Annotated in this window: 19 protein-coding genes and 1 tRNA gene; 8 read left to right on the forward strand and 12 right to left on the reverse strand. The window is 36.5% G+C overall.

The window, feature by feature from the left end:
- Positions 1 to 98 precede the first annotated feature (98 nt).
- The 4 genes from CQA62_RS01460 to CQA62_RS01475 all read right to left on the reverse strand — a co-directional run bounded on the left by CQA62_RS01460 (position 99) and on the right by CQA62_RS01475 (position 2,771).
- Entirely contained in the window at positions 99 to 1,274 is a 1,176-nt protein-coding gene (locus tag CQA62_RS01460) for a replication-associated recombination protein A (protein ID WP_104724013.1), read from the reverse strand.
- Entirely contained in the window at positions 1,271 to 1,621 is a 351-nt protein-coding gene (locus CQA62_RS01465) for a heat shock protein transcriptional repressor HspR (protein WP_104724017.1), read from the reverse strand. The genes CQA62_RS01460 and CQA62_RS01465 overlap by 4 nt, the downstream gene beginning before the upstream one ends.
- A 2-nt stretch (positions 1,622 to 1,623) precedes the next feature.
- Complete coding sequence (locus tag CQA62_RS01470; RefSeq protein WP_104724021.1) at positions 1,624 to 2,493, reverse strand: DnaJ C-terminal domain-containing protein; 870 nt, start codon at positions 2,491 to 2,493, stop codon at positions 1,624 to 1,626.
- Between the two features lie 202 nt (positions 2,494 to 2,695).
- Positions 2,696 to 2,771, reverse strand: a tRNA-Val gene (locus CQA62_RS01475).
- A 150-nt stretch (positions 2,772 to 2,921) separates the two neighbouring features.
- Here CQA62_RS01475 and CQA62_RS01480 point away from each other — a divergent pair.
- Entirely contained in the window at positions 2,922 to 3,950 is a 1,029-nt protein-coding gene (locus CQA62_RS01480; protein WP_104724024.1) for a c-type cytochrome, read from the forward strand.
- Here CQA62_RS01480 and CQA62_RS01485 read toward each other — a convergent pair.
- The gene (locus tag CQA62_RS01485) at positions 3,928 to 5,973 is read right to left on the reverse strand and encodes an ATP-dependent helicase (RefSeq protein WP_104724027.1); all 2,046 of its coding nucleotides are present in this window, start codon (positions 5,971 to 5,973) and stop codon (positions 3,928 to 3,930) included. The genes CQA62_RS01480 and CQA62_RS01485 overlap by 23 nt on opposite strands.
- Positions 5,974 to 6,065: 92 nt before the next feature.
- On the opposite strand from CQA62_RS01485, the gene CQA62_RS01490 reads away from it, so the two are divergent.
- Genes CQA62_RS01490 through CQA62_RS01500 form a run of 3 tightly spaced genes read left to right on the forward strand, consistent with a single transcriptional unit; the run spans position 6,066 to position 10,525 of the window.
- Positions 6,066 to 8,684 carry a valine--tRNA ligase gene (locus tag CQA62_RS01490; RefSeq protein WP_104724030.1) on the forward strand — a complete coding sequence of 873 codons (2,619 nt, stop codon included), beginning with the start codon at positions 6,066 to 6,068 and terminating at the stop codon, positions 8,682 to 8,684.
- Positions 8,685 to 8,687: 3 nt separating this feature from the next.
- A complete protein-coding gene (locus tag CQA62_RS01495; RefSeq protein ID WP_104724033.1) occupies positions 8,688 to 9,284 on the forward strand; it encodes a rhodanese-like domain-containing protein in 597 nt (198 codons plus the stop codon).
- A gap of 29 nt (positions 9,285 to 9,313) precedes the next feature.
- A complete protein-coding gene (locus CQA62_RS01500; protein ID WP_104724036.1) occupies positions 9,314 to 10,525 on the forward strand; it encodes an argininosuccinate synthase in 1,212 nt (403 codons plus the stop codon).
- Between the two features lie 73 nt (positions 10,526 to 10,598).
- Here CQA62_RS01500 and CQA62_RS01505 read toward each other — a convergent pair whose 3' ends face one another.
- The 7 genes from CQA62_RS01505 to purH all read right to left on the reverse strand — a co-directional run bounded on the left by CQA62_RS01505 (position 10,599) and on the right by purH (position 18,393).
- Entirely contained in the window at positions 10,599 to 11,066 is a 468-nt protein-coding gene (locus CQA62_RS01505; protein ID WP_104724039.1) for a 4Fe-4S dicluster domain-containing protein, read from the reverse strand.
- On the reverse strand, positions 11,067 to 11,582 hold the full coding sequence (locus tag CQA62_RS01510) for a nitrate reductase cytochrome c-type subunit (RefSeq protein WP_104724042.1): 516 nt from the start codon (positions 11,580 to 11,582) through the stop codon (positions 11,067 to 11,069).
- Positions 11,579 to 12,475 (reverse strand): quinol dehydrogenase ferredoxin subunit NapH, encoded by an 897-nt coding sequence (gene napH, locus CQA62_RS01515; protein WP_104724044.1) that lies wholly within the window; start codon positions 12,473 to 12,475, stop codon positions 11,579 to 11,581. The genes CQA62_RS01510 and napH overlap by 4 nt, the downstream gene beginning before the upstream one ends.
- On the reverse strand, positions 12,475 to 13,242 hold the full coding sequence (napG, locus tag CQA62_RS01520) for a ferredoxin-type protein NapG (protein WP_104724046.1): 768 nt from the start codon (positions 13,240 to 13,242) through the stop codon (positions 12,475 to 12,477). Before napG ends, napH begins: the two co-directional genes overlap by 1 nt.
- A gap of 6 nt (positions 13,243 to 13,248) precedes the next feature.
- Entirely contained in the window at positions 13,249 to 16,050 is a 2,802-nt protein-coding gene (gene napA / locus CQA62_RS01525; protein ID WP_197720411.1) for a nitrate reductase catalytic subunit NapA, read from the reverse strand.
- Between the two features lie 210 nt (positions 16,051 to 16,260).
- On the reverse strand, positions 16,261 to 16,812 hold the full coding sequence (locus CQA62_RS01530) for a YceI family protein (RefSeq protein WP_104724050.1): 552 nt from the start codon (positions 16,810 to 16,812) through the stop codon (positions 16,261 to 16,263).
- A 48-nt stretch (positions 16,813 to 16,860) separates the two neighbouring features.
- Positions 16,861 to 18,393, reverse strand: coding sequence for a bifunctional phosphoribosylaminoimidazolecarboxamide formyltransferase/IMP cyclohydrolase (gene purH, locus CQA62_RS01535; RefSeq protein ID WP_104724052.1), 1,533 nt, complete (start codon positions 18,391 to 18,393; stop codon positions 16,861 to 16,863).
- A 58-nt stretch (positions 18,394 to 18,451) separates the two neighbouring features.
- Between purH and CQA62_RS01540 the strand changes: the two genes are divergently transcribed.
- From CQA62_RS01540 to prmA, 4 genes are read left to right on the forward strand one after another with little or no spacing between them, the layout of a single operon-like run.
- Positions 18,452 to 19,267 carry a 3'-5' exonuclease gene (locus tag CQA62_RS01540; protein ID WP_104724056.1) on the forward strand — a complete coding sequence of 272 codons (816 nt, stop codon included), beginning with the start codon at positions 18,452 to 18,454 and terminating at the stop codon, positions 19,265 to 19,267.
- The gene (locus CQA62_RS01545) at positions 19,255 to 19,485 is read left to right on the forward strand and encodes a hypothetical protein (protein ID WP_104724060.1); all 231 of its coding nucleotides are present in this window, start codon (positions 19,255 to 19,257) and stop codon (positions 19,483 to 19,485) included. The genes CQA62_RS01540 and CQA62_RS01545 overlap by 13 nt, the downstream gene beginning before the upstream one ends.
- Positions 19,486 to 19,545: 60 nt before the next feature.
- Positions 19,546 to 19,923 (forward strand): chemotaxis response regulator CheY, encoded by a 378-nt coding sequence (locus CQA62_RS01550; RefSeq protein ID WP_104724063.1) that lies wholly within the window; start codon positions 19,546 to 19,548, stop codon positions 19,921 to 19,923.
- Entirely contained in the window at positions 19,913 to 20,851 is a 939-nt protein-coding gene (gene prmA, locus CQA62_RS01555; protein ID WP_104724067.1) for a 50S ribosomal protein L11 methyltransferase, read from the forward strand. Before CQA62_RS01550 ends, prmA begins: the two co-directional genes overlap by 11 nt.
- The last annotated feature ends 28 nt before the right edge of the window (positions 20,852 to 20,879 follow it).

The raw sequence follows: 20,879 nt of genomic DNA on the forward strand, positions 1-20,879 counted from the left end.
CTTACCACTTAGGGTTTGAATAGGTTGAGAAGCATGCACATCAAAATCAAAGTCCCTATAATAAAAAATAAGAGTAAATTTAATTGTTTTGAGAAAATCTAATGTTTATTCCTAATTTTTTCCAACCACTCATTGAGTGTTTTTTCAAATCCTTTGGAAGTCTTTTTAACAAACTCTAAAGGAGCTTCTAAATATCTCTGTTCCACCCATCCTCCAAAATCATGAGGATAGCGATAATTTGGACTTGTGGGTAAAATATTTTCTACAATAGGTAGAGGAGGATTGTTCTGAAGATATTCCATTGCACGATTAATAGCTTCATAAGCTGTATTACTCTTGGGGCTTGAGGCAAGATAAATCACACATTGTGCAAGGATGATTCTAGCTTCTGGATAACCGATTTTTCTTACTGCTTGAAGTGTGCTTACAGCAAGATTGAGCGCATTGGGATTGGCATTACCAATATCCTCACTTGCTAAAATAACCAATCTTCTAGCAATAAACTCTGCACTCTCTCCGCTCTCAATGATTCTAGCAAGATAATAAATTCCTGCATTCTCATCACTTCCACGAATAGATTTAATCAGCGCACTTGAGAGATTGTAGTGTGTATCCTCTTCACTTACTCCCTCTTTCATTGGAGTAGGTCGTAAAGATTTGAGTGTTTTAAGGGTAATTGGAGCACTCAACGAAGCAAGATCAAGAAGGTTAAGCATTGCTCTTGCATCCCCACCACTTGAAGAGATGAGATATTCCCTTGCTTCATGGGTAATGTCTATTTTTAAGAGTTCTAATGCCTTGTCTATGAGTTTTTGCATTTCCTCCTTTCTGAGAGGGAGGAATTCAAAAATAAAACTTCTAGAGCGGATTGCATTAGTCAATGAGAATATAGGATTAAGTGTGCTTGAGGCAAAAATATAGGCTTGATTTTCCTCCATAATAGGAAGTAGGGCTTCTTGTTGGGTTTTACTGAGACGATGGACTTCATCAATAAAGATTGCAGGTTTAAGCAAGGAATTTGGAGCAATGATCTTCCTTAAATCTTCAAGTTTAAAGTGCGTGGCATTGAACTCATAAAATTCACTCCCAATGCTTTGGGCTAAGATTCGAGCAAGTGTTGTTTTTCCACACCCTGGAGGACCAAAAAAGATACAATGGGGTAAAACTCTAGCAGAAAGTGCATTGTATAAAGGTGTTTCCTTACCAATGATATGACTTTGCCCTACAAAATTTTCTAATTTATTAGGGCGCAGGAGATTGGAGAGGTTTCTCATTTTTTTAAAATAATTTCATAAGAGCTTTGTTTAAGAGTGACGGATTTGGGTTTAGGACGTTGGGTTTGGGCTCTAAGCTCTTCTGTAAGAGCATCAAGCTCATCAAGTCGTTCTTTAAGGCGTAAAATAATATCTACACCCGCAAGATTAACGCCTAAATCTCTTGTAAGGCGTAAAATGGTTTTAATCTTATCAATATCTCTTTGAGAGTAAAGACGCATTTTCCCATCAGTTCGCCCAGGTTGAATCAAGCCTTCTTTTTCATATTGACGTAGGGTTTGAGGGTGAATTTCTAAGATTTTTGCTACAACACTAATAAGATAAACAGGTTCATCATAACTGTACATCGTTATAGCTCCTTTTGTAATAGTTCAATAAGCTCTGGTGAGAATGAACTCACACTTGGCATAACAATATTAGCTTTAAGGTAAAGATCACCTTTAACTCCACTTTTTCTATTCATTGCTCCAAGTTCCTTGAGACGAAATTTTTGAGCATTTTTAACCCCTTGAGGGATTTTGAGTTTAACATCTTTATAGAGAGTTTGCACCTCTATGCTACCACCAAAAAGTGCAGTCTTGAGTGGAATATCAATAGTTTTTATCAAATTATCCCCATCTCGCTCATAATTCTCATCATTTGCAACTCTAACTTTAAGGAGCAAATCCCCATTATATCCTCCACTACTTCTCCCCTTTCCCTTAAGCCGAATGGTTTCAGCATCTTTAATTCCTGCTGGGATTTTAATATCAAAATTATTATAATGGTACTTTCCTCCTAAAATTGCTGTAGAGAAAGGAATAGTGATACTGTCTTGTAGGTCTAAATTTGGAGAACCAAACCCACCAAATCCTCCTCCAAACCCTTCAAACCCACTAAATCCCCCTCTTCCCCCTCTTGAACTAAATCCCCCACCACTGCCAAAAATTTGAGAGAGAATATCATCAAGATTTACTCCATTAGCTCCCGCTCCACGTGTGAAATCACTAAAATTTTGCCCCCCAAACATTCCATCACCAAATTGATCGTATTGAGCTTTTTTACTTTCATCACTTAGGATTTCATAAGCTGCATTAATTTCTTTAAATTTTTCCTCTGCTCCAGATTCTTTATTGATATCAGGGTGGTATTTTCTGGCAAGACGACGGTATGCTTTTTTGATTTCATCCATACTTGCATTTTCACTAACTTCTAGTGTGCTATAAAGACTTTTTGCCATTTTTAAACTCCTAAAACTTGAAAGATTTGTTGGTTATTTTAGAAAATATTCCATACTATTTAAGTGTTATTCTATCATAAAGCTTTATTCATATACACTAAAGTTTTATGATAGAAAGATTGAAGAGAATTCAAGAATATTCAAGATAAAAGATAGATAATAATATGAGATTGTAAAAAATAAATAAAGAGAGGGAAAATTATGGTGGCCACGATTGGACTCGAACCAACGACCACTACCATGTCAAGGTAGTGCTCTACCAACTGAGCTACGCGACCAAGAAGAGCATAATTATACGTAAAAATCCCTCAGTTATGAGAACAAATTTACAATTTTAAAGAATATAAAAAGATTTTATATTAAGTCACAAAATATTTATTTCTTTAATAAGCGAGAGTATAATCAAAATAAAATACAAGGAGAATATGATGAGGAAACTATTTAGTATTGTGTTTATAAGCATTCTTTGTTTAGGTGCAAAAGATTATAAGGTTGGAGATAGTTTAAGTGATGTTGAGGGTGTAGAGTTTTTCAAAAACTATGCTAAACGTCCTGTTCAGAAATGGCCGACAAAAAACTTAAGCATAGATGATGTGCCTAAGGGTAAAGAGGGAGATTTAATCCGTTATGGGATTGAGATCCTCTCTAATACAGAAGGGGTAGTTGGTCCCAAGAGTAAATTAAAAATGACAAATAATGAAGTCAATTGCAAGGCTTGCCATATGGAAGATGATAATGGTCTTCCTGGAACAAAAAAATATGTGCTTCCTTTGATTAATGCAATTAATAATTACCCCAAGCTTGATATTGAAACAATGAAAATTATTTCTTTGCAAGATCGTATCCGTGGTATGGGGGGTACTGATACACATAAATTTCCAGATGATTCTAAAGAGATGCAGGCCATTATCGCTTATTTTCAATGGCTTAAGAAGGCTTATGAAATTAAAGATGGTGTCAGACTTGAAGGAACTTATCTTGCAGAAATGAAATTTCCTAATCAAGCAGCAAGTCCGGTTAGGGGGAAAGAGCTCTATGGACAAAAATGCTCATTTTGCCATGGAGAAGATGGAAAAGGTGTTTTAAATGAGGATTATGCACAAGGGGGAGGCCATATGTACCCTTCATTGCTCATTTGGCCAGATGGAGGGCATATGGCAATGATTCCAGTTTTGGCAAGATTTTTAAGATCTGCAATGCCACTTGGCGCAAGTGCAGATCATCCTGAACTTACACCTTTAGAAGCAATTGATTTAGCTGCTTATCTTAATACTGGATTTTTACGTATGCCTATGATGAGTACAGAAAATAGGGCAGGATTGGATAAGGCCTATAGCAAATCCCCATCTCTTAAGCCAGAGTATTTTTCTTCTCCACAACAGCAATTAAATCCACAAGAGTATCTCAAGGCCAAATATGGTCCTTGGAAAAATCCTAATTATTTTCCAGGGGAGTAATTCTCCCCTTGATCATTCCTGCTTCATAGAGGAAAATAGAGGGGGTATATTCAATATCTTTAATTGCATCTTTTTTGGCATAACTTAGATAAAGTTTCTCTTTTGCCCGTGTTACTGCCACATAAAAAAGCCTTCTTTCCTCATCTAAACTCCCCCCTTTACTCATAAGTTTAGTATTGGGGAAACGTCCATCCATAAGATCAATCACATACACTTCTTCAAATTCTAGTCCCTTGCTTGCATGAATGGAAAGAAGATTGACCCCGCTCCCCTCACTTGCTTCAGCTCCTCCTAAAATCATAGCATTAAGGAATCTTCCCAAGTTTTCATAGGGGGTGCTTAAGTTTTTAAGAAGTTCAATTTTACGATAGATTCGTTCCAAAGCCTCATTTTTACGATTTTCATCAAAGCTTCCATCTTTGTTTTTTGAACGCTCTTTGGCCAAGGTTTGGATAATTTCTTTAAAAAAAGTGCTTGTGCTGATTGCATCAATAAGTTTTGTAGGGTTTTTAAGCATTTTGGATTGTTTAAATAAGATGTAGAATTCATTAAGAAATTTACATCCTTCAATATTGAGCTTGGGATGTTCTAAAATGGGATGTGAAGCAAATTCTTTGCTTAAAGCAAAATCAAATCTTGCACGATTTTCTAGCATAAAGAGATCATCAAAAAGTCCGGCCTGACTCTGTTTGGCTTTAGGGGTATAGGGAGGTCTATCATTAGGAGAAAGCAAACCTTGAATAATATTACCCTCTCCTAAAACTGCAAGGCCTTCATAAATATCTTTAGCAATCGAGTTTCCTATTCCCTTGCCATAACTGAGCGCGTGAATGTAGGCCATCATATCCTTAGGATTAAAAAAACATGAGAGCAAATCGAGTAAAAGCACAATTTCCTTACTCTCAAAAAAACTACTCCCCCCTTTACGTTTAGAATTTACTCCCATTTCCCTTAGACTTGCCTCAATCCCATCGGCACTTGAATTGTTGCGAAAAATAATGGCAATATCTGAATAATTACATCTTCCCATAGCAATTTTTTTGGCAATACCCTGATATTGTTCAAAAAGCTCATTGTATTCTAAAAGTTTGGGTTCTTGAGCTTCTCCTTGTTTAAAGACCTCTAGATTCTTAGGATAGATTCTTTGATTTTTACTGATAACACGATTAGCTAAATCAAGTATAGCAGCAGTGGAGCGGTAGTTTTTGACAAGAGTAAAAACTTGTGCGCTAGGATAGGTTTGAGTAAAGTTGGCAATAATGGAAATATCCGCACCATTAAAGGCATAAATACTTTGATCATAATCCCCTACACAAAAGAGACTTTGAGGCTTTAGGGCATGGAGAATAGATTCTTGGAGAGGATTTGTATCTTGATATTCATCGCATAAAATCTCAGCATAAGGGCATTGGGAATGGCTGGTAAGCTTGCACATTTCTTCTTTATAAAGCAGGAGCAAGTCATTATAGTCCACATAGTGATACTCTCTTTTGAGTGCATTAAATTCTTCAAAAATTCCCTCATAAATAGGGAGATATACAAGTTGTGCAGGAGTTTTTTTTTCTAAATAGTGTTCAAAACTTTCTTGAGAAGAGTTTAAAAACAGAGAGTAGAGATCATAGAGGTATTGAGAGGAGTAGGGCGTAGGATCTTTTTGCAAGAATGTCCGACGCTCATAGATGCTTTTAAAAAGGATTTTGAGTTCCCGGGGTTGCTTAAGAAGAACAGAAAAATGCTCTTTAAGGTAACGATAGGCTACGGAATGAAATGTCCCTGCTTCAATATTTTGGGCCACTTCTTTACCAAAATATTTTCCTACGCGCTCAATCATTTCATTGCTTGCTTTATTGGTAAAAGTTAAAAGTAAGATTTCATTAGGTTTAATCCCAATAGAAAGTAAGTGTGCAATACGTCCAACAATTGTAGAAGTTTTACCTGTTCCTGCTGAGGCAATGATAAGGTTATGTCCCAGTAAAGCAGTAGCAGCTTGCTTTTGTTCGGGATTAAGATTAGATAATGGCATCAAATTTCCTAGTTTATTAATTCTGGAGGGACAGCTTTGTCTTTGTCAAGTGATATAATTTTACAAAAAAGCTACTTTAAGGAAGTTAAAAAATGAAAACTTATAATCCCCAAGAAATTGAGCAAACTATTTATCAAATTACTAAAAATAGGGGATATTTTGAAATAGAAGGGAATGCAAAAATTGCCCAAGAGGGAAAAAATTTTGCCATCATGATGCCACCACCCAATGTTACGGGAGTCCTTCATATTGGACATGCCCTCACCTTTACTCTCCAAGATATCATCACACGTTATAAAAGAATGGATGGCTATCGCACACTTTACCAGCCTGGAATGGATCATGCAGGGATTGCTACCCAAAATGTAGTAGAAAAACAACTTCTTGCTCAGGGAATTAAAAAGGAAGATTTGGGGAGAGAAAAATTTATTGAAAAAGTATGGGAGTGGAAAGAGAAGAGTGGAGGAATGATTCTCTCTCAAATGGAGCATTTAGGGATTACCCCTGCGTGGAGTAGAACACGATTTACAATGGATGAGGGGCTTAAGAGTGCAGTTAAGCTTGCTTTTAAATCTTGGTATGAACAGGGGCTTATTTATCAGGGAAATTATATGATTAATTGGTGCACACATGATGGGGCTCTCTCAGATATTGAAGTAGAGTATGAAGAAAATACCACAAAGCTTTATCATCTCAAATATCCTATTAAAGATAGTTCTGAATTTATTATTGTTGCAACAACTCGACCTGAAACATTCTTTGGTGACAGTGCGGTGATGATTAATCCCAATGATGCGCGTTATGCTCATTTACTAGGAAAAAGTGTTGTTTTGCCATTGCTTAATCGTGAAATTCCAATTATTGCTGATGAAGCAGTAGACATGGAGTTTGCAACAGGTTGTGTGAAAGTCACTCCTGCTCATGATGTCAATGATTATGAGGTGGGCAAACGTCATAATCTTGAATTTATCACCATTTTTGATAAAAATGGAATCTTGAATGAATATGCTGGGGAGTTTAGGGGAATGGAGAGGCTTGAGGCAAGAGATGTGATTGTGCAAAAGCTTCAAGAAGGGGGATTTGTAGAGAAGATTGAGGATTATAAAAATCAAGTTGGTAAATGTTATCGGTGTGGAAATATTGTTGAGCCCTATATTTCTAAGCAGTGGTTTGTTTCTCCAAAAGTTGCTCGTGGAGCTATAGAGGCAGTGGATAGAGGTGAGAGTAAATTTTTTCCAGCACAATGGAAGAATAATTATGATGCATGGATGAGGGAATTACGTCCGTGGTGTATCTCTCGTCAGCTTTGGTGGGGGCATCAAATCCCTGTATTTTATTGTGAATGCACAGAGCAATTTGTCGCTCTTGAAGACAAACCAACTTGTCCAAAATGTGGAAGTTCTAAGGTTGTTCAAGATCCTGATGTGCTTGATACCTGGTTTAGCTCAGGGCTTTGGGCATTTAGTACTCTTGGTTGGGGTAATGGCAGGTGGGGAGAAGGAGAGAAATGGAGAGAGAGTGATTTAAAAGATTTTTACCCAAACTCTCTACTGATTACAGGGTTTGATATTCTCTTCTTTTGGGTAGCTAGGATGCTTTTAAGTGGTGAATCTGTTTTTAAAGAAGTGCCCTTTAAAGATATTTATTTGCATGCACTTGTCAGAGATGAACATGGGCAAAAAATGAGTAAGAGCAAGGGCAATGTCATTGACCCCCTTGAAAAAATCAAGACCCATGGAGCTGATGCCCTAAGATTTACTCTTGCATCCCTTTGTGCACAAGGAAGAGATATCAAACTTTCTGAAAAAGAATTAGATCTCTCTAAAAACTTTGCAAATAAGCTTTTTAATGCAAATAATTTCTTGATGATGTATTTGGATCAAACAGGCAAAGAGAGGTTTGAAGAGCTGGAGAGTTTTAGCACACCTTTAGGGATTTATTTAAACTCAAGACTTCAACACACGATTAAAGAATTTAGAGATGCACTTGAGAATTATCGCTTTAATGATGGGGCAAGTGTGCTTTACCGCTTTTTATGGGGAGAGTTTTGTGACTGGGGAATTGAGTTGGCTAAGGCAAGCAAAGAGAGTATTAGAGAGTTGGGAAGTATTTTTATCACCTCTATGAAACTTTTGCACCCTTATATGCCATTTTTAAGCGAATATCTCTATCATAAGCTTTTGGGCACAAGTTTGGAGAATGAGGAGAGTATTATGATTGCCCCATTCCCACATGCAAAACAAAGAGATGAAAACATAGAAAAAGAATTTACTTTAATTAAAGATGCAATTACTTCCATTAGACGATTAAAAATCTTGCTTGAGTTAGGAAATCAAAGTATTCATAGCATAGCAATCAAGGCTCAAAGTCAAAATCAAGAGCTATTTAAAACTTTCGTCACAAAGCTTGCAAAAGTTGAAGTTTGTGAATTTGTGCAGAGTAAACCTCAAAATAGTATTGGGGATGTGGGAGAGAGCTGTGAGTGTTTTCTTTCACTTGAAAATATTGATTTAAGTGGGATAAAAAAACGCTTAGAAAATCAAAAAACAAAGTTAGAATCTGAAGTGATGAAACTCAGTGCAATATTAGGAAATGAAAATTTTGTTAAAAATGCTCCTCAAACTGTGATTAAAACTCATCAAGAGGGATTAAAAAATGCACAAGAAAAGCTAGAAAAAGTGCTTTGTGAACTTGAGACACTTAAAGGATAGATTATGAAAAAAACTCTTTTTGCTTTGTTTATTTCTTTTTTAATTCTTGGAGGTTGTGGGGAGAAAAAAAAGGATACTGGTGTGAGCATTGATGCAGTTATAGAAAAGCTTCAGGTTGGAGAAAAGCCTAATGCTCCTCAAGCACTCATTGATGATGCAGAAATTATGATTAATCGTGCAGATATAGGACATTACTCCCTTATTACACCCAAAGAGTTAAAAAAGCTTATGGATTTAAATTCTGCTTTCTCAATTTTAAGTGTTTCTCCAAAGGGAGAGTATTTACTAGGAATGATTCCAAAGGCCAAAAATTTTGAGATTTCTGCTTCAAATAAAAATGCTAATGGGATCTTACAATGGGATAACCAATTGGGAAGTCAAGAGCAATTTGCTGAAAAAATGGGGGGAGATAAAAGAGGAGTTGTTGTAATTTATGACAGTGGCAGTGGATCACATTATTTGAGCTCAAGTGCAGATACGGCGTGTCTTTGGGCAAAAAAGCTAGGGTTTGAGAAAGTCTACTTACTTGTAGGTGGATTTAAGGCGTGGAAAGAGCAGGGTTATCCTACAACCCTACAAGCTCCAAGTTGTTGTGAATAATATTTTCATCATAAGTTAAGGAGGAATAAATGAAGAAAGAGATTAAAAAGGTGGTTCTAGCTTATTCAGGCGGACTCGATACAAGTGTGATTCTTAAATGGCTTGCAGATGCTTATGGTTGTGAGGTTGTGACCTTTACTGCTGATATTGGTCAGGGTGAGGAGGTTGAGCCTGCAAGAGCAAAAGCACAATTACTGGGCATTAAGCCTTCAAATATTTTTATTGAGGACTTGAAAGAAGAGTTTGTAAGAGACTTTGTATTTCCTATGTTTAGGGCAAATACAATCTATGAGGGAGAGTATTTATTGGGGACAAGTATTGCTCGGCCTCTTATTGCTAAGCGCCTTGTAGAAATTGCCAAGGAGGTAGGGGCTGATGCAATTGCTCATGGAGCAACGGGAAAGGGGAATGATCAAGTAAGATTTGAGTTAGGGGCTTATGCACTCAACCCTTCTATAAGGGTTATTGCCCCTTGGAGAGAATGGGATCTTAATAGTAGAGAGAAACTTTTAGCTTATGCACAAAGTGCAGGGATTCCTATTGAGAAAAAGCCCAATCAATCTCCCTACTCTATGGATGCAAATCTTTTGCATATCTCTTATGAGGGACAAATTTTAGAAGATCCAAATATTGAACCTGAAGAGAGTATGTGGAGATGGACAACCTCCCCCTTAGATGCACCTGATAGTGCAGAGGAGATTACTATTGGATTTAAGGGTGGTGATGCAGTCAGGATCAATGGAGAAGCTCTAAGTCCGGCAAGACTACTTGAAAAACTCAATATTCTAGGAGGAAAACATGGAATTGGTCGCCTTGATATTGTGGAAAATCGTTATGTGGGAATGAAATCTCGTGGATGCTATGAAACTCCTGGTGGAACAATCTTGCTTAAAGCACATCGAGCTATTGAGAGTATTACTCTTGATCGTGAGGAGGCGCATCTTAAAGATGAATTGATGCCACGTTATGCTTCATTGATTTATAATGGCTATTGGTTTTCTCGTGAGAGAGAGGCTCTTCAAGCTTTGATTGACAAAACCCAAGAGAATGTTGAGGGTGAGGTGCGTTTGAAACTTTATAAAGGCAATGTTATTGTTGTAGGAAGAAAATCACCCAAATCTCTTTTTGATGAGGCATATTCAACCTTTGAAGAAGATAGTGTTTACAATCAAAGTGATGCACAAGGGTTTATTAAACTTAATGCTTTAAGATTTATTATTGCAGGAAAAAATCGCAAATAATATAATTTTATACCCCTCTTCTCTCTTAAAGAGGGGGAGTTGGCTTGAGTATTCTTCACCCAAAATTTTTCTATTACAAAAGATCTTTCATCCTCTCTATTTTAATTGCTCCATTGGGACAGCGCGAAAGACAGAGACCACAACCATTGCAAGAAATAATTTCAGGATAAAACATTCCTAGATATTTGATTTCTTTAGGACAAACATCTTTGCAGGAGTAGCAAATTGATTTATTCCACGCTAAACAGGCATTTACAGAAATTTTCATGATCACCTGTGTTTGCTCTCTTTCTCTTTGGAATCCTGTATGTTCCCCATTGTGCTCAAAACATATTTCTACACACTTGCCACAAAACACACATCCATTCTCTGAAAAATCAAGCGTGGGAAGGTTGTCAGGATTAAGAGTGATAATATTTTCAGGACAATGAGCTATACAGGGTTGATCTTTACAATGAATACAGATTTCTGAAAGGGCAGAGGTTGCATAAGGCATATTTTGCAAGACCCCCTCTCTTGCAAAGCGTTTTAAAAATGTCAATTACTTCACACCCTCATTAATCACATCTAAAAGATTTGATTTATTTTTGCTATTTTTATTGCGATATTCAGGTTTAAATGTATTTCCTACAAGTGGTTTTAATTGAGCCTGTGGAGCATGGCATTGAGTACAATTCCATCGACTGTCTGAAATTCCATCTGAAATTGCCTTTGCATTTCTTAAATCATAAAGATGAGATTTTGGAACTGCAGTTGCACCCACGTCTTTTGCAACTTCTGGAGAATGACAATCAAGACATGCATTTGTACTTTGAGTAAAATCTGTCATTCCTTCTACATCATGGGGAATCATTGGAGGAGCATTCTCATAGGCTCGGTCAAAAACTTTACTCTCTCCTGGAGCCTTATCTCCATATTTAAAATCTTGAAGCCGCACTTTTTCCTCATTATTTAATGGTACATTTCTTAGTCCAATATCTGTGTCACTTATAGCTTTTGCACCAAAAGCAAAACTCAACAATACACTTCCTAAAATTGCAATTTTATGCATTTTCATTTTTTTCCTCCTAAAATACTAAAGCTTAATGCATCATCATTACAAACATCAACACATCTTCCACATTTAATGCATGCCATTTGTGTGACTCTTGCATCTTTTTTTCCAATCATATCTAAGACCTGTTTTTCAGGGCACACCTCAATACATTTCATACACTTGGTACAATTTTGTACCTTATGCTTGATTTTGAGGAGTGAAAATTTTCCAATCAGTGAAAAAGTTGCACCAATAGGGCAAATATGCCCACAAAATCCATTTTTCAGCACAAAGAGATCAAATAAAAAAATCATCACTATGCCTAAGATTCCAAACCCCATCCCAAAGACAATGCCACGAGAGAACATGCTTACAGGATTGATCATTTCAAAAGCACCTACACCAAAGAGCATAGATAGAAATAGACTCAAGGCTAGAAGCAAATATTTAAATCCTCTAGGAATATTTAAAAATAAGGTTGTAATAGAGAATTTTCTCCTTAGCCATGCACTTAAATCTGTAATTAGATTTATTGGGCATACCCAGCCACAATAAGCCCTTCCAGCAAAAATGCCATAAAAAAGACTTACAATTAAAGCTCCAAGCCATACATCAAAAGCCAATCCCCCTCCAGCAACAAAGAGTTGCAATGTTGCAAAAGGATCGCTTAGGGGGATAGAATCGAGGACTCTGCTAAAACTTAAATCTCCACTGAGGATATGACTGAAGTTTTCTCTATTAACCAATACTCCCTCAAAGTTTGAATTCTCAGTATTAAGCATACTGGAGCCAATGATTCCATTGGGGGTTTTTAACTCTAAAAGAGCATAGTTCCCTAGAACAAATAACGCCAAAATCCCTATTTGTACAATTCGACGCAAAAAGAGGTATTTTGCTTTCCATACCTTAGCCATCAAAATCCTCCATTATTTAGATAATCCAGTGCATTTTGTCTTGGACTTGAGGGGGCAGTATTTTCTTGGATTCTTTCCTCATCACCAGCCTTCCAGCTTCGGATATAATGCTCTCCTACACTTCCTAGCACTCTTTCTCTTCTTAAAACTCTAATGGTAGGTTTTTGTGTTACACATGCTCTCTCACACATTCCACATCCTGTACAAATTTCAGCATTCACCATTGGTAAAAGTTCAGAATGCTCATTTGTGAATTTGCTATGACGAAGTTCTAGGTAAATAGCTTTACCGATTAAAGGACACGCACGATAGCACGCATCACATTGAATCCCACCATAAGCAATACAATGAGTAGTGTCAATCACTGCTACACCCATTTTTGCCTCATTAATGCTTGGTTCCTGAGTTTCTTTGACCAAACGTTTGATATCCAAGGCTCCGCTTGGACAAGCAAAAGTGCAAGGAATGTCTTTGCACATATAACAAGGAATTTTCCTTGGCTCAAAATAAGGTGTTCCAGCGCTAATACCACTCCCAGGAGTTGCAAGCTTGAGGGTAAGATAAGGACAAGCCTCTACACACAAACCACAACGAATACAGCTTGAAAGAAAATCTTCCTCACTTCCTGCCCCAGGTGGACGGAGGGCATCGGTTTTGCTAGCACCCTTAAGATACATGCTCCACACCATTGCCCCTACACCTAATGTTCCAACACTGCCCACCCATTTAAGGATGGTTTTTCTTCGCTCGGGATTGAACTTTTTCACTTAAATTTATGCCTTATAGATTTTTACAGCACACTTTTTATAGTCTGTTTGTTTGGAAATTGGACAAGTTGAATCAAGACATACCTTATTGATAAGCACATTTTCATCAAACCAAGGAATATAAATGAGTCCTCTTGGTGGCTTATTTCTTCCACGCACATCAATTCTTGCTTTAACTTTTCCTCTTCGACTTTCAACCCAAATTACATCCCCTTGCTTTAAGCCTCTTGCTTGAGCATCTTTATCATTCATATAGCAAAGCGCTTCAGGCACAGCTCGATAAAGCTCAGGCACACGCATTGTCATTGTTCCACTATGCCAATGCTCTAATACACGACCTGTGCATAACCACATTGGATATTCACTGCTTGGCATTTCACAAGGATCCATATAAGGTCTTAAAAAGATTTTAGCCTTATTGTTGATGTCGACTTTCTCACTGCTTGGAGCTGATAGGCTTCCTGTTGGGATAGATTTTCCTTTGTTTCCATAAAATGCAAACTTCTCACCCTCTGTTGCAGCTTTTTTAGCATAGACATCATACTCTGTATTAAATCTCCACTTAGTCTCTCTCCAACCAAGCTTTTCATTCTTGTCTTCAATTACAGGCCATCTTAAACCTCTAACATAATGATAAACTTCAAATGGAGCTAGATCATGTCCATGTCCTGTTCCAAATTTTCTATACTCTTCCCAAAGATATTTTTGTACAAAGAATCCACAGCCTTGATACACTTTTCCATCCCCACCTTTAACCTTTCTAAAATCTCCAAGAACTTCAGTATTTTCAAATCCTTTTGTAACAGCATCTTTTCCATAAGGGATTTTCTTAGCTTGTGTATTTGCAAAAATCACATCATAGAGTGTATCACTCTCTTTGTATCCCATAGCCTTAGCTTCTGCCAAAACAGACTTTATGCCAAGTTCAGGATAGTCTTTACCCCAAACTTCTTTGAGTGTAAAGCGTTTAGAGAACTCCATCATTTGCCAAATATCTGGCATTGCCTCACCTGGAGCAACAACTTGTTGTCGCCAATGTTGTGTTCTTCTCTCAGCATTTCCATAAGCACCCCATTTCTCATACATCATTGCACTAGGTAAAATCAAATCAGCAATCTTTGCAGAAATCCCAGGATAGCAATCACTTGTGACAATAAAGTTGTCCATTTCTCTTGCAGCTTTAATCCAGTGGTTAAGGTTTGCAGTGTTTTGCCATGGGTTGTTTACAGCTACCCAAACCCATTTGATTTTTCCTTCCTCAATTTGTCTCATTCCCTCTAGAAAATGTGCACCTACTTTTCCATTGAGTGTGCCAGCAGGGATATTCCAAATCTTTTCAGTAATTTCTCGATGCTTGGGATTATCTACAACCATATCTGCAGGGAGTCTGTGGCAGAAAACACCAACTTCTCTTGCTGTTCCACATGCGCTAGGTTGACCTGTAAGAGAGAATGCACCGTTTCCAGGCTGACTTTGTTTTCCAAGAAGCATATGTACCATATAGCTTTGTTCATTGACCCAAGTTCCTCTTTGGTGCTGATTCATTCCCATAGTCCAGAAGCTTACTACCTTGCGATCTTTTTCCATATAGTAGTTTGCTAGAGCTTGAAGTTTTTTCTTAAAATCTTCAATACTCTCATCATCATCACCCTTTGCAATTTTTGCTACAAAATCAAGTGTATAGGGTTCAAGGCCTTTCTTAAAGTCTTCAAAGCTAATTTCCCAGTGGACCCCAGCTTTTGTGTTATTGCTCATTTCAAGATCATCTCCAGCCTTTAGGCCAAGATATTGAAGTGTTACACCTTCAGTAGCACTGACTTTTTTGCTTACTTCTTTTGCAACAGTATCTTTTTCTGCTTGTCCTACATAAGGAGAATCAGGATTATTTCTTAGTCCATAACCAATATTGACAAATCCTGTTGTAAATACACAGTGTTTTTGCACAAATTCTTGATTGATTGCTTGGGGATTGTTGTATACAATCTCTCTTGCAATGTAATTCCAGATTGCTAAATCTGTTTGAGGTTTAAAGATAATTTCAATATCTGCTAGATCCGAAGTTCTATTGCGATAAGTTGAAAGATTGATGACTTTGACTTTATCTTTGTTTGTAAGTTTTCTATCTGTTACACGACTCCAAAGGATTGGGTGCATTTCGGCCATATTGGCTCCCCAAGTGACTACAGTGTCTGTAATTTCAATATCGTTATAGCATCCTGCAGGCTCATCAATTCCAAAAGTTTGCATAAATCCTGCAACTGCACTTGCCATACAATGGCGAGCATTTGGATCAATATTATTGCTTCTAAAACCTGCTTTAAAAAGTTTAACAGCCGCATACCCTTCAGGGATAGTGTATTGTCCAGAACCAAAAACCATTGTTGCAGTTGGACCATATTGATTATAAACTTTTTTGAATTGCTCTTCCATAACATCAAAGGCTTTTTTCCAGCTTACGGGTTGGAATTTTCCTTTTTTGTCAAACTCACCTTTAGAATTTACTCTAAGCAAGGGCTGAGTTAATCGATCTTGTGCGTACATAATTTTTGCACAAAAATATCCTTTGATACAGTTAAGTCCTTTATTTACAGGGGCTTCTGGATCTCCCTTAACAGCAACAATTTTATTATTTTTTGTTGCAATCATAATCCCACAACCTGTTCCACAGAAACGACAAGTTGCTTTATCCCATCTCCAGTTTTGCTCTCCTTGTTTGGCTTGTGCTTCCAAACTAGAAGGCAAAGAGATTCCAGCACTTACTGCCGCACTTGCAACCGCAGCACTTTTTAGAAAATCACGACGATTTATATTTGACATGTAGCCTCCTAAAGATTTGTCTGCAGAATAAAGAATCCTCTGTGTTTGTACGAAAGAAATCTTAATTCTTAAGCATTAAGGATATTCTAACAAATTTTTATTTTCTTGGTGATTTTAAGAATGAAGTTTTTCTTAATTTTTAAAAATTTTCTAAAAAAGATAAAGAAATATTTTACATTCCCTCCCTACTGAAGGGAGAGGTTATTGAATAGGAGCAGAAAAACCAATTTCTACTTGTGTCCAAGTATATCCTTTGTGAAGTTGTCCACAAGTTTGAATCAAACCTTCTAATGCTTTATTAAGCTTGAAGTTTAAAATATCAAGGACACCCTTTGCCTGAATCTTCCCATCCATAATTGTATATTGCATTGGAATAGATTGAGATGTTTTATTCATTGTTACTTTAGCAAGTAGTGTCCCTTGATTATCACCTTCCATGACTTGTGTAATTTTTACCTTAATTTCAGGAGATGCAAAATTTGAAAAAAATCCTTGAGTAAGATTTTTTTCAGAAGTAGGATTTCCTGTATGAAGATTGCTTAAAGCAATTGTTGCTGTTGCACCTTCAAGCATATCCTTAATGCTTCCTTGATTTTTCTTTAGTTTGTAAGAAATATCCTTGAATGTTCCTTTCACAGCAGTTTTATTGGCAAATTTATAACCTGCCCAATACATTTCAATTTTGCTTGCATCAATACTAGCTCCAAAACAAAGCCCCATTGATACAAATGCACTTAAAATAAGTTTTTTCATTATAAATTCCTCCAATTTAAATCTACCCCTTAGAATTATTATAAATTGTTAGTGTAAAAAATGTCGTTTAAAAGTAAAGTATATTGGGATTTTATGAGAATTTGCACATTCAATAACCTCATTATCCCTAATACTTCCTCCTGGTTCAATAATCGCGCTTACCCCCATTGATACGGCTAACTCAATGCTGTCTTTGAAAGGAAAAAATGCCTCACTTGCAAGAGAACAACCCCTTAGGTCTAATCTCATATCTTTAGCTTTGAGCATTGCATTTCTTGAAGCATCTACTCGACTTGTCATTCCCATTCCAATCCCTACCAATGCCCCATCTTTAACATAAGCTACACAATTTGATTTTGTGAGTGCAACAATTTTATAGGCAATTTCAAGGTCTCTTTTTTGACTTTCACTTGCCTCATAATCTCCCATTTTTTTGGCTTCTTTAACTTCTTCTTCATTTACACTATCGCTTTCTTGAAGTAAAAATCCTCCCAAAATTGATTTAAAACTTTTTTGACTGTGGGGCAGTGAGAAATATTGCATTTCTGAAGTCATACAAAATATTTTAAGCGTTTTCTTGGCACTAAGAAATTCTAGGGCTTCAGAAGTAAGGGAGGGAGCAATGAGCACCTCAATAAAAGTTTCTCCAATCTTTTGGGCAAGTTTTAAATCCACTTTTGCATTAATGGCCACAACCCCACCATATGCTGAGAGGCTGTCACAAGAGAGGGCGGAGATATAGGAGAGAAATGCATTATCTTTAAGTGCAAATCCACAGGGATTGCCATGTTTGATGATGCAGGCACTATTTTTAAATTGGGCAGCAATTTTAATTGCAGAATCGATATCTGCAAAATTATTGAAACTTGGCTCACCTTTGAGGACTTTAAAATCTTTAAAGAAATATTCATTTTGAGCATACAGAGCACCTTTTTGATGAGGATTTTCTCCATAGCGGGTATTCATAACCTTTTTACCCATAATAAATGTATGTTCTCCAAAACCTTCATTAAATCGCTCATTCATATAATTAGCTATCAAACAATCATATCCTGCAGTATGCTCATAAGCTTTAATCATCATCTCTCTTCTGAGTTCTAGGGTGTTTTCTTTATGTTTAAGCTTCTTTAAGATCTTAGAGTAATCATTGGGATCTGTAAGGACAAGAACGCTTTCAAAGTTTTTTGCCCCTGCTCTAATCATGCTTGGCCCCCCAATATCAATATTTTCTATAATTTCCTCAAAATTATCTGTTCTCTCAATGGTATCCTTAAAAGGATAGAGATTGACACAGAGTAAATCAATAGGCTTAATGTCATTCTCTTGTGCGTCTTTAATGTGATTTTCCATACTTCTGCGATAAAGGATCCCTCCTGCAATTTTGGGGTTGAGGGTTTTAACTCTTCCATCAAACATTTCCTTTACTCCAGTATACATTGCAATATCAAGAGCAGGAATATTATTCTCTTGCAAGATTTTTAATGTCCCACTTGTGCTTAAAATTTCATATCCACACTCTCTTAGCCCCTTGGCAAATTCCACAATCCCACTCTTGTCACTCACACTAAGTAAGGCAAACATTATTCTCTCCTTTTGGTATGATTCTTATCAGTCAATCTTACAATATGAAAGAGTAAAAATGATTTGTGTTTTTGATATCGAAAGTGTCCCTGATGTTGAATTCTTAAGAGAAAAATATTCTTATAGTGGAGATGATTATGAAGTGAGTTTACAAGCTTTTAAGGCACAAAATGAGGTTAGTGGAAATAATTTTTTGCCCATTGCTTTTCATAAAATTATCTCAATAGCTAGTGTCATGTGCGATGAGTTTGGGAGATTTCAAAAAGTAGGTGTATTTGGTAGAAGAGCTGGGATACCTAGTGATGATGAGATAGAAAAAGTGACTTTAGAAGAGTTTTTAAAATGGTTTAATAAAACCCAACCCAAACTTGTGAGCTTTAATGGAAGAGGGTATGATATTCCTGTAATGATGCTTAGGGCAATGAAATACAATCTTGAATCTTTAGCTTATTATGAGCAAGACAATCCTAGCTTTAATAAAAATAAATGGGACAATTATCGCCAACGCTACAGTGAGAGGTTTCATACAGACCTACTTGATAGCTTGGGACATTATGGAAGTGTAAGAGGGATCAAGCTTGATGATGTTGCCTCTATGTGTGGTTTGCCAGGGAAATATGATATTAGTGGTGAGAATGTTTTTGAGCTCTATTATAAAGAAAGAGATTTAGTTAAAATTGATGAATATTGTCAAAGTGATGTGTTGAATACCTATTGGGTTTATCTTAAATATGAGATTCTCAAAGGAAATATGAATTTGCAAGATTATGTGAATATCTTGCGGGATTGGAGAGAAAAGCTTCCGCAAAATAAAAGTTATAGTTCTGTTTTTTCTGATGCAATCACTAAGGAAATACAAAAATGCAATACATAGACAGCAATGGTGTAGTTTGGGAGAGAGAAGAGATCTTAGAAGAGATTGAATCTTTACTTAATCGTATTGATGATAAACATCCCAGTATTCTTTCTAAAGAGATGATGAGAGAAGTCGATATGAAAACACTTGGTTCTATCTATGAGGGCCTATTTCAAAAAAGTGGAAAAGAAATTATCAACAATCAAGAATGGCTTTTTGGTCTTGTAGATAATTAAAGAGATAGGTTATAATTATTAAATGACCTTTGTTCAACTATGTATTAAGGAGGAGTAAATTTGAGACTACTTGTCGTCGATGATAGCTCAACAATGCGAAGAATTATTAAAAATACACTTCAACGACTTGGCTATGAGGATATTTATGAGGCAGAAAATGGGATTGAAGCTTGGGATATCTTAGATAAAAATAGCGATATGGGCGTGCTAATTACAGATTGGAATATGCCTGAAATGAATGGCTTGGAGCTTGTTAAAAAAACTAGAGCTGATGAGCGATTTGTAGATATTCCAATTATTATGATCACCACCGAAGGAGGTAAGGTTGAGGTCATTACTGCTATTAAGGCAGGGGTAAATAATTATATTGTTAAGCCTTTTACTCCCCAAGTTCTCAAAGAAAAACTTGAAGTTGTTTTGGGTGTCAATGAAGAATAGCTTAGATGAGGAATATTTTGAAATTCTTGTTCAACCCCAAAGCTTTTATGAGATTTTTTTAGATTTTATTACTCAAAATATCCAAGATACACTTGAAGAAATTTCAACCCCTTATTCTTTTGAGGGGTATACAAATGATCTTTCTGCCTATGATCTCTCTTGTTTTTTTCCAATGAATGAGCAACAATACAATCAGATTATTATCCGTACAACCCAAAGTCCACTGAATATCTTGCCCCTTTTATCTGAATTTGCAAAAATTCTTTCTCAAAGAGTAGGAATGAGTGTAGATTTTGGTTTTGGGTACAAGATTTGTAAAAATCAAGATTGGATAGAGGCTTATCGACAATCAATTATACCCATCTGTGTGAAAGATTTTTATATTCGCCCCTCTTGGCATAAAAATGCCCAAGAACTTGGATATCCTCAAAAAGATATCATTATTGATCCCGCACTTGCCTTTGGATCAGGGCATCATGCAACAACTTGGATGTGTATTGAACTTCTTTGTGAAATGAATCTTAAAGGAAAAAAACTTCTTGATGTAGGGTGTGGAAGTGGGATTTTAAGTATTTGTGCGGCAAGTTTGGGTGCAAAGGTAGAAATTTGTGATACTGATGAATTTGCCATTAAAGAGAGTGAAAAAAATTTTGCACTTAATTCTCAAACTTTTGAAAAAAGTTGGGTAGGTTCAATTGGGGATACCCAAGAGAGCTATGAGATTATTGTGGCAAATATTTTGGCACATATCCTTATTGCCTTCCAAAGCGATTTTTTAGATCGTTTATTGATTGGAGGAAAGCTTATCCTCTCAGGAATCTTGCAGGAGTATCAAGAGCAAGTTTTAGAAAAATTCAAAAATTGGGAAGTAGAGAAAATCTTACAAAAAGATGAATGGATAGCCATAAAACTTGCCAAAGTTAAGTAAGATTACAGAAATAACACTAAAAATTAAA

This window comes from Helicobacter cholecystus (assembly GCF_003364215.1).
In the GTDB taxonomy this organism is placed as follows: domain Bacteria; phylum Campylobacterota; class Campylobacteria; order Campylobacterales; family Helicobacteraceae; genus Helicobacter_G; species Helicobacter_G cholecystus.

Coding starts and splice junctions, on each gene's coding strand:
- CQA62_RS01460 (WP_104724013.1), bottom strand. CDS start 1,274: ATGAGAAACCTCTCCAATCTCCTGCGCCCTAATAAATTAGAAAATTTT.
- CQA62_RS01465 (WP_104724017.1), bottom strand. CDS start 1,621: ATGTACAGTTATGATGAACCTGTTTATCTTATTAGTGTTGTAGCAAAA.
- CQA62_RS01470 (WP_104724021.1), bottom strand. CDS start 2,493: ATGGCAAAAAGTCTTTATAGCACACTAGAAGTTAGTGAAAATGCAAGT.
- CQA62_RS01480 (WP_104724024.1), top strand. CDS start 2,922: ATGAGGAAACTATTTAGTATTGTGTTTATAAGCATTCTTTGTTTAGGT.
- CQA62_RS01485 (WP_104724027.1), bottom strand. CDS start 5,973: ATGCCATTATCTAATCTTAATCCCGAACAAAAGCAAGCTGCTACTGCT.
- CQA62_RS01490 (WP_104724030.1), top strand. CDS start 6,066: ATGAAAACTTATAATCCCCAAGAAATTGAGCAAACTATTTATCAAATT.
- CQA62_RS01495 (WP_104724033.1), top strand. CDS start 8,688: ATGAAAAAAACTCTTTTTGCTTTGTTTATTTCTTTTTTAATTCTTGGA.
- CQA62_RS01500 (WP_104724036.1), top strand. CDS start 9,314: ATGAAGAAAGAGATTAAAAAGGTGGTTCTAGCTTATTCAGGCGGACTC.
- CQA62_RS01510 (WP_104724042.1), bottom strand. CDS start 11,582: ATGAAAATGCATAAAATTGCAATTTTAGGAAGTGTATTGTTGAGTTTT.
- napH (WP_104724044.1), bottom strand. CDS start 12,475: ATGGCTAAGGTATGGAAAGCAAAATACCTCTTTTTGCGTCGAATTGTA.
- CQA62_RS01530 (WP_104724050.1), bottom strand. CDS start 16,812: ATGAAAAAACTTATTTTAAGTGCATTTGTATCAATGGGGCTTTGTTTT.
- purH (WP_104724052.1), bottom strand. CDS start 18,393: ATGTTTGCCTTACTTAGTGTGAGTGACAAGAGTGGGATTGTGGAATTT.
- CQA62_RS01540 (WP_104724056.1), top strand. CDS start 18,452: ATGATTTGTGTTTTTGATATCGAAAGTGTCCCTGATGTTGAATTCTTA.
- CQA62_RS01545 (WP_104724060.1), top strand. CDS start 19,255: ATGCAATACATAGACAGCAATGGTGTAGTTTGGGAGAGAGAAGAGATC.
- prmA (WP_104724067.1), top strand. CDS start 19,913: ATGAAGAATAGCTTAGATGAGGAATATTTTGAAATTCTTGTTCAACCC.